2 protein-coding genes are annotated in these 2,310 nt (G+C 43.2%); both read right to left on the reverse strand.

The annotated features are described in order from the left end of the window. Window positions 1-207: 207 nt before the first annotated feature. Window positions 208-549, reverse strand: coding sequence for a hypothetical protein (locus CAG68_RS22370; protein ID WP_080276968.1), 342 nt, complete (start codon window positions 547-549; stop codon window positions 208-210). A 232-nt stretch (window positions 550-781) separates the two neighbouring features. Beyond that, window positions 782-1,939 carry an amino acid permease gene (locus CAG68_RS13825; protein WP_161441285.1) on the reverse strand — a complete coding sequence of 386 codons (1,158 nt, stop codon included), beginning with the start codon at window positions 1,937-1,939 and terminating at the stop codon, window positions 782-784. Window positions 1,940-2,310: the final 371 nt, after the last annotated feature.

Genomic DNA, 2,310 nt, shown 5'->3' on the forward strand with positions numbered 1-2,310 from the left:
ATGCAGGCGCAACAAGAAGATGTACATAAACAAGATCAAATCTTAAATAGATTTACTGTCTAACACTCATCTAAGCAAAAACAGCGAGCACCGGCTCGCTGTTTTTGTTTTTACCCCTCAACCCTAGTATTGGTCGATGTTACATGTGCCATGTTGTTGCTATTAAGCTCAACATTACAAGAACGCCGACTATGTGCCCTTTCAAGTTTAATTGAACTCGACATGGATATAGCGATCATTAGAACGGCGATAATAACGGTCGTCCACTTTTAGATAAGTGAAATCTCCAATCTTTATGTAGGTACTATTCCGAGGAATTCGGTCATGGTAATAGTAACTGCGCCTTGGTCGTCGGGTCTCCACATAAATAACGTCACGATGTTTGTGTTTATGCTTGTGCTTGCGCTTGTGTTTATGATGGTGGTGATGCGCATGATGGTGATCGTACCGATGTCCATGCTTATGCTTCGGGTCAGCCACCGCTTCTGTACTCAACACACCTAAAGACAACATAACGCCAACCATGGCAAAAGATAATTGCTTTGACACAACAGAGCCTCTTATTCATATCAACATCGATATAATAGAAGGGTGAATCACTGTACATGTCAGCCTTTCGCTAAGGAGTTTTACTAAAAAGTCAGCGCTAACCGTGATTATCAGAGAAACGTCAAACATCACAAATGCTGATGACTTCGAGTGGCCTGGGTTCGGCTATGAATACAAAAAAGCCGCCCGTTTGACTACGAGCGGCTCAGTTTTTAAATAAGCTAGCGTGATTTTATACTGCTTGGGCAAACAGCAAGAAACAGCCGAATAGGAAGATCATGCTCATTCCCATTGCGCCGCCACCAGCTTCATAAATATTGTCATCTTCTACCGGCACTCGGCGCACTTTCATGGTCATTGATAATGGGACAAAGACCGCGAGAAACACAAGAATAATCCCCGCGTAGCTGAGAATAGCTAGGAAGTGTTCTGGGGCAAATACAGCACCTAATAGTGGTAGTACAAAAGTAGTAACAAAAATCATTGGCTTACTTGCTTTCAGTAGGTCTGCATTTTGATCGTATAGCGCCATTGCAACACCTAAGAACGACGTTAGTAGTGCCAAACCAGTAAACATGGATAGGATGAACTCTAAGCCCTCGTATTGCTGACCTAGTACCGATATCAACTCTGTTACGTTGGAGTATTGAACAAGCTCATGAGGTGGTAGGTTGCCGACAACCGCTAACAACCATAATAGGTAACAAACAAGCGGAATAGTTGAGCCCACGATAATCATATTACGCAGCTGTGTTTTACTCGCTTCTTTGTTGTAAGTTACAAGCGATGGGATAACGACCATAAAACCGAAACTGGTGAAAAGCACCGAACTGGTTTTGATAAGTGCCATTTTATCGTCGCTCACAACCTCATCAAGTCCTTCAAACGAGACGCTTGGTGCAAGCGCAAAAAGGGTCAGGATCAGCGCTACGATCATGCCTAGGAACAAACCGCGATTCAGCTTATCTACTACCCCTGTACCTGCCGAAACAATGATACCAACTAAAAGAGTAAAACCGACTTGGCTTGAGATCGTAGATGTTGGAAGCCCAAATGAGGCTGTTACTTTTTGTACGAGATCACCCGCACCAATGATGTAAGCCATTAATAGACAAACTAACAGGGCGTAAAGCAAGCTGTTGGTTACCAACTGGCCTCCTTTACCAAGCGTTTCGCGAGCAATTGCATTCATGCTCACACCACCACCTACTTTGCAACTGGCTTCAAGAAGGAGCAGCGCAGCATAAGTCGTTCCAGCCCAGATGAACAACATAAGAAGAGTGCCCCAAAGGAGGCCAAATTGAGCAAGCACCATTGGTATAGCAAGCATACCAGCGCCAAGAGCAGTACCTGCAACGATCAGGGAGCTGCCGACAAGTTTTAGGTTCACGGTTAATACCTCTAAATTCAATCCGTTAATTTCTCACCAGTTGTGCTTTATCTAAAGCACACAACAAAACGCTCCGACTTAGTCAAAATTTGGTTACAAGAGCACTATGTTACAAGAGCCCTGTATGGCTAAGAAAACACGCAACAAAAGGTGGTTAATCATTTGCACATGAACACTTGAGAGTCGTTTTTGGCGATGTCATCGTTGATAAAATGTGCGCAACTTTGGGTTCGAAGCAAAATTGTTCATCTTAATTCATCAACCCCATTCGTTATGAATGGATTTGGTTCGAAAAGATTGTAAGGCATAAGCAGGACGATTGAAAAGCAAAAGGTCAATCTTATAGCGATATATTTTAACAACTCTTATCT

Source organism: Vibrio sp. V42_P2S4T144 (assembly GCF_009904715.1).
Lineage (GTDB): Bacteria > Pseudomonadota > Gammaproteobacteria > Enterobacterales > Vibrionaceae > Vibrio > Vibrio alginolyticus.